Source organism: Coleofasciculus sp. E1-EBD-02, assembly GCF_040218245.1.
Classification (GTDB): domain Bacteria; phylum Cyanobacteriota; class Cyanobacteriia; order Cyanobacteriales; family Coleofasciculaceae; genus Coleofasciculus.
Window position 1 is genome coordinate 26,545 of the sequence record NZ_JAVJQN010000019.1, and the last position, 6,844, is coordinate 33,388.

Annotated in this window: 4 protein-coding genes and 1 pseudogene; 3 read left to right on the top strand and 2 right to left on the bottom strand. The window is 38.4% G+C overall.

Features of this window, described 5'->3' with window-relative positions:
• The first annotated feature begins 55 nt into the window (after nucleotides 1-55).
• Nucleotides 56-3,016, top strand: a complete 2,961-nt coding sequence (locus RIC07_RS03250) for a hypothetical protein (protein ID WP_446393253.1) — start codon at nucleotides 56-58, stop codon at nucleotides 3,014-3,016.
• Nucleotides 3,017-3,164: 148 nt separating this feature from the next.
• On the opposite strand, the gene RIC07_RS03255 is transcribed toward RIC07_RS03250, so the two are convergent.
• Nucleotides 3,165-4,283, bottom strand: coding sequence for a protein kinase domain-containing protein (locus RIC07_RS03255; protein ID WP_446393254.1), 1,119 nt, complete (start codon nucleotides 4,281-4,283; stop codon nucleotides 3,165-3,167).
• A gap of 455 nt (nucleotides 4,284-4,738) precedes the next feature.
• Between RIC07_RS03255 and RIC07_RS03260 the strand changes: the two genes are divergently transcribed.
• Complete coding sequence (locus RIC07_RS03260; RefSeq protein WP_446393255.1) at nucleotides 4,739-5,158, top strand: TRADD-N-associated membrane domain-containing protein; 420 nt, start codon at nucleotides 4,739-4,741, stop codon at nucleotides 5,156-5,158.
• A gap of 264 nt (nucleotides 5,159-5,422) precedes the next feature.
• Here RIC07_RS03260 and RIC07_RS03265 read toward each other — a convergent pair whose 3' ends face one another.
• Entirely contained in the window at nucleotides 5,423-6,061 is a 639-nt protein-coding gene (locus RIC07_RS03265; RefSeq protein WP_446393256.1) for a type I restriction endonuclease subunit R, read from the bottom strand.
• Nucleotides 6,062-6,072: 11 nt separating this feature from the next.
• On the opposite strand from RIC07_RS03265, the pseudogene RIC07_RS03270 reads away from it, so the two are divergent.
• Nucleotides 6,073-6,844: pseudogene (locus RIC07_RS03270) on the top strand (RNA-guided endonuclease InsQ/TnpB family protein); the annotation flags it as partial.

Genomic DNA, 6,844 nt, shown 5'->3' on the forward strand with positions numbered 1-6,844 from the left:
CAGTAATCTCATGGTTTAGTTGCAGGATAATCATAGTATAAAGAAGGACTAGGGAATGGGAATATTATCTAACGAATCAGCCGAGGATATTTTTATGCAATTAGTTAACAAGTGTGATATTAGTTGTAACTACAGTAACATCAGAAATGTGCTGGGATATCTACATAACAAATGGCAAGGATCTTCGCCTAAAAAGAAAAAGCTTTGGCCATTATTATGCCAAAAACTGTGTAATTATGAAGTAACTGAAGAAGACAGCGACACTCTGTACATCTTATGCCAAGTTGCTCGCGTACTTAGCAGTGGTTCATTACAGAAAACTCGCAGTCGCTTAGATGCTGAAAGCAGTTACGCCGCAGGCATTATGACAATCCTATCCAATTCTCCTAAGAGTATCACACCCTTGTCTGCTTTGGAACATCTATTTCGTGCTTATAAACGCGACAAAGCACTAGATATACAGATAGCGTTATTAATTATTTATGAAGAACTAGGCTATTTCAATTTACGTCGTTCTCTGTTGAAACAAATTGTTAAGCGACTAGCACATAATCTTAATTTATTTCTCAAAATTCCCTTACCTTCATCGAAATTTTATAACTTCTTCTATGACAATAAGATACAGAAGAATGTTCCTGGGTTAAATTTGCCACTTAGTAAAATTAGCGAAAATGTCGAAAATATTATTAATAATTACCTATATGCTGGCAAAGTCAAAAAAGCTGAGGAGAAACTCAAACGGATAAAACACCGTGTACGTCCCATCCAGATGCCTGAAGTGGAGTTAAACTTAGCAATTTGTTGCACATTACAAGGGAATTGGGATGGAGGATTATACCATCTAGAGCAAGTAGAGCCAAGACTAGATAATGGGCAAAGTAGCGATATTTCTCCAATACGTCAAGCTTACTACCAACTGGCTATTTATATTGACTACAAATTGGGAAGGTTTCAGCAAGTCCAAAACCTTGTCAGTAGGGCTGTTCAGCAAGACTTTCAGCCCTGGTTACAAACTTTGCTTGGTTATATGTTTTTTGCAAATAGTAACTACCAACTAAGCCAAGAAGTAATCCAGTCAAATATCAAGAGTAATAAGAAGAAGCACAAAAGAAATAAGAGGAATACCCATAGCCAAAGCCAGGAAAATCATGCTATTGAAGTGGAAGAGAAGCTGACTCGTCAAATTCTAGATAATTCCCTAAGAGAAAATATATTTGCTCAAGAATATATTTTACTCTATTTATATTGGCAGGATGCCGTTCAATCTTACCCAACAAAGTTAAACCAAATAAAGTATTTGCGTAAGCTCATATTTGAGGGTTATGGTAGCGAATGGACAAATGCAGATAATACCATCACCCGTTTGTTTCCAGATTCACACCATTTAGATGGGAAAATAATCGCTAAGAATGCCCAATATTATAACGTGCCTGATTACGTTCTCGCTCAATATAACCAAAAATCAGGAGCGCCCTTTTCAGTTAGCGCTCAATGGCTGGCTAAATTGGCTTTACATGGAGCTAAATTTCAAGATGCAAAAGACATCTTACGAACTCATTGGATTGAAAATCCCAAGGATAAGCAGGCAGCAGATTGGATAATCGAATTATATGAGTGCTTTTTTCTAGATACCAAAAACCTTGATGACTTAATTAAGACAAATATTAAATCTATAGATATAGAAATACGATCAAAGATTAAAGCGAGAGTCGAAAAATTAGAAGATAGAATCGACAAACTTCAAAACTCGCCTCCGTTAGTTTTAGACAAGAGTGAATTCCCGACCAACAGCAGGGTCAGCCAACTAATTGAAAAATGGATGAAATCTCCAGATGAACATGAATTGGTTGGAGAGAAGTTTGTAACTCTGCTGAATCAAAGTCGAGCTTTACGGAATTTATACTGGGGCAGACAAGACCTGCGTTACCAAATATGGCAAGCACTCGATTTATGCTTAGATTATGGTTGTGTGGAAGATATCCTACCAGATTACTTGACCCTGGAGGCTTTGTCAGACACAGTGTTCCATTTGTTATACGTAGGAAGAAGCCAACTTGTTGCTCAACTGATTGAACGGACTAGAGGGCAATTTAAGCAGAACAACGCTGAAAATAAATTCTTGAAATTACTTGAACAACTGAGTCAGGAAGAAATCTCATTTACCTATCACCAAAAATTATATTACTTGCGTTTATTTTTTAGATTTTGTAGTAAATATCAGTTGTATCAAATCAACTCAGAAGGGCGTAAACCAGGAATATCTGCACTGGAAATCATAGCAGAGTATCCCGATGTCAATCGACAAACATCTGCACTACTATTACTAGGTAAACTCCAAACTTTAGAACATGAATATCAAGCAGCAAGCGAGAGTTATAGGAAGGTAGCACTTGAACTTACTAATATTAATGATACCAGCAGACTGCTAGCTGCTTTATGTATGATGAAGTTATCTATGCTGTGTGCGGATATTTCCTATTCTGAAGAGTTGCCTACCCAGGGCGTAAGTTGGCAAGTGAAAGAAAAACCGCTGGGTCAATTACTAGATCCTTTAGCTAAATTATTGGGCATGTCTAAGAGTAAGGATGATCGCGACAATTTGGCTGAAGTATTAAGCAAATTGCATTTAGTGATTGAGGTGCTACAGGATAAAGGAGAATATGAAGCTGATTCAATCCAATTTATATTAAACGCTTTGCATCAACTACCAAACAATTCTGCTTTTGCTTTGCGATTATATGAGTATTTAATTGGGATAGAACCACTGAAAGGCAAATATCTACCGGATAATAATCATAATAATCTTGAAGCTGTTCTCGACCTATTTGTAGATTATGAGTTAGCCAATCAAACCAGTAGTGAATTAGAACAACAAATCAAATCCACACTGAAAACGATTGGGGATCAATTGGATAGGAATGCTAAGAAGTCTTACTTACCGGAAGACCGTGACATTAGAGATAAGTGGAAAAATGTGCAAAAAAGACTAGAAGACAGACTCAGTCAAAGAGGTTGACAAATCAACTTAAATAATCAAACTCTCTGTAAGAGTAGTATTAAATCAGTTCACTGAACTCATAATAAACTCGTAAAAACTGGGAAACTGTAGCATCGTAGCATCTGGATAAATTCAAATTTTTCAAGTAATCAGCTTATTGAGAAACTCATAAGTTTTGAAAGTCTTGTAATGCCTCTGCTGCTGATTGATATCGCTCTTTGAAGTCCCAGCGTACCATTTTGTCTAAAATTTCGGCAAACTTCAAGTTAACTTGTGCCTTGTCACGCCAGATTATGTTTCCGTCAGAATGATTTACTTTGAATTTAGTAGGATTTATCCCAATAATGGCTTGAATTCCTATAGTGCCTACAGCATAGATGTCACTGCATGGTAATGCTAATCCAGATGATTGTTCTGATGGCATATATCCCTGAGTGCCAGCAAATGTTCTTGTTTGCCCAGTGCTAATTTCTTTGACAGAACTAAAGTTAATCAAAATAATTTGATTGTCTAATGAGCGTCGGATTAAATTTTTAGGGTTAATATTGCGGTGGATAATTTTTTGCTCATGAATAAAATCTAAAATATTGAGGAGATCTTGTAATATCTTAATGACTCGAGAATGAATCCACGGCCGACCTTCTATCAATTCTTGGCTCAGAGCATTGCCTTGAATAAATTCATATACTAAATATGAGTAGTCTTCTTCGTCAAAGTAAGCCAACAGTTTAGCAATCTGATTATTATGATTTTTTAACCCTAAGAGAGCATAGACTTCCCTTTGTAAGGCTTTTCTAGCAGTTTCGCCACATTGAATCCTCAGTTGTTTAATGGCGCATTGAGGTTTTCCAGTGGTATGCAAATCTTCAGATAAATAGGTATCGCCAAACTCCCCACTGCCCAGATGCTTAATAATTGTGTAGCGCCCACCGATTGTTGTACCTACCAAGCTAGAGGGTGTAGGTGCTTGGTGCTGTGGAACTTTTTTCGAGCGATCGCTCTGGCGAGCTGCATCCGAATCAGATACTGTCGGCTGGCACAATCTATAGTCAACATCCTCTTTAAGATCTTCAATATTCCAGCCAAGAGGAGAACACAGATCCTCAAGGGTTCTTTTATTAACTCCTCCAGTGCGATTCAGCAACTTCCGAATTGTGTCACGATGTAGATTAGCTGTAACTGCTATATCCTCTTGAGAAGGAGATGATTTTTGACAAATTTTAGAGAAGCGCTTCTTGATCTTTCTCACACCCTCTTCAGTTAGTAAATAGCTAGGTTTAGGCATCCGGCAGTCTTAACTCCATAGTGTTGATCATCGGCACAACCTTGGGAAAGGTCGGCAATTTCTGCGCCTATTGTAGATCTTTTCACTGAAAAGCTTACCAACAATGATTTTAGGGAATTTATAAAATCCATAACAAAGTTTTTAATTAGCAACTATCGATCATCAACAAATAACCTCAAAGCATTTGATTCAATATGAATATAGACCTCTATAAACAAAGCGGAAAGCCAAAAAGATAGGGGACAAAAGCTGGGGCGAAATTTGGGAAGCCCCGAAAACCTAAGTCGAAAGCCTACCTAGTATAGCATTTCTCAAATGGATGAGCTACATAAATGTGGGCGCAAGCCTTGCGCCCCTACATTCGGGTGTACCTTACGCACTTGAGAACTGCTATAGTTTGCAGCTTACAGACAGGCTCTCAAAAACCACTCATTTCATTCCTCTAAGGAGTTTAGATGAACGACCAACTTCAAACTAACACAAAACCACAGCTTCAAGGTACAGTCACAATTGCTCCTACCAACAACTCAGGGGTTGTTTCAAACACCAACTCGTCAGTGGATCTGGAGGTTATCTCAGACGACACCGCAGTTATTGCCAGTCTTAATGACAGTGCTAATAGCATTTCAAGACAGTGGTATCAAGAACGCGCTCGTGAAGCTAAAGCAAGCTTCAATCTTGCTATCAGTTTAGCGACGGCAACTGCTGTCTTTGGCATTATTGCTGCTGGCTCACTTTGTATAGGCAACGTATCTGCTACAGTGGCAACGACCGCTGCGGGGATTGTCTCTGGTAGTGTCAGTGGTATTGCTTTCAAACTCTACGAAAAGACAAGCCAAAGTCTTGATGATGCAGCAAGGGAACTCCTAGACTGAAGTGTTAGGAGTGCAGGTGTACTGAACAAGCCGTAAAGCATTGTTCAATAAAGTTTTCCGGCTCTTCCGGACTTACTATGTTAAACTGTTAGTTAAAACGGCTCCAAATCCAGTTATACCGGGATTTTATGCCTCAACAGTATAATTTAAGTCCAAATAAGACCCAAAATTCTTGCTATAATTTTGGGCGTCGTATGAGGCAATTTAGCATAATAAGTCCGGAAGAACCAAAAACTTCAACCTGATTTTACACAAGAAACTTGTTTAACTTTCTTGCAGCACACTTGCCAATCGCTTTAACACCTGTAGCACATCATAAAGCTTATTCTGTCGCAATAACAACAGGGAGAAGACATCGGAAAAATCATAGATAGCTGGGTCTTGGTTCACCAGCTTAATAAACATATACAACCCTCCATCGGTGATCATCCCATAAAGCGGTTTATCACTCTGAGGAGTTGTCATCATATAAGCCACTGCTTGAGGAATTCCGGCTTCAAAGGAAATCGACTTCTTTGATTCGACTACCGCACTCCAAAACTGTCGTTGAAACACTAATGTATCAATTCGACCCCGTAGCTTTTCATCTCGCTCCTCAAGCACCACTTCTACGGAATACTCATTCGTGATAAAAAATGGTTCATCATACAATCCTGCCAACTCCAGCAGGTGAGCAATAATCAGCATAGTAACTGTTGCTTCCGCCAACTCACCCTGCATTCGATGGCGCATAAATCGGCGCTTAATCTTGTCCAGAAATGATCGTTCTGTTTTGGTTAACTCTGGTAAATTATCGTGCCACTCCGGAAAAAAGAGATCACTATCGGCTGGGTTCAGTGTGAACCGCTCCTGAAGTTGAGCCATATTAGTAATCGCTTGAGAAATGGCTAGAGATTGAGTCATCTTCATTCAACCTATCAGGAACTAACATTGAGTTGACCAGCCAAGTGGCTAACCGTATAGCAGAAGTAAGAATCATTCCGAAATGTGATTGTTATGTAATTGAGGTAATTTATGAAGAAAAAGAACAGTTCTTAACCCCAAATGAAAAGATAGCCGCGATAGATTTAGGCATAGATAATTTGATGGCTGTAACTTCAAATCAACCGGAGTTTACTCCTTTGTTGATTAATGGCAGACCGTTAAAAAGCCTAAATCAATTTTATAACCAACGTCGAGCGAAGTTACAATCTCTGTTAAAAAGCAATCGTCAAAGTTCCCAGAGAATTCGTCGTTTAACCCGTTGCCGTAATCAGAAGATAGATAATTATCTTCATCGAGCTAGTCGTTATTTAGTCAATCTCTTAGTTGACCAAGATATCACCACTTTAGTAATTGGGAAAAATGACGGTTGGAAACAAGAAGTGAACTTAGGAAAAGTCAACAATCAAAAATTTGTGGCTCTTCCTCATGCTCGATTAATTGACAGGATTATTTACAAATGTCAATTAGTAGGAATATCGGTGATTCTTCAAGAATAATCCTATACCTCAGCTTCTAATTTTTTGAATTTAGATCCTCTCCCCGTTTATGGACAGATGACTGAAAAACCTGTTTTTTCAGGAAAAAGAATTAAACGAGGTTTATATCGTACAAATCAGGGGGTTCTTGTTCAATCTGATGTCATAGGTTCCTACAATATTTTACGAAAAGCATTCCCAAATGCGTTTAACCGCTATGGGATAG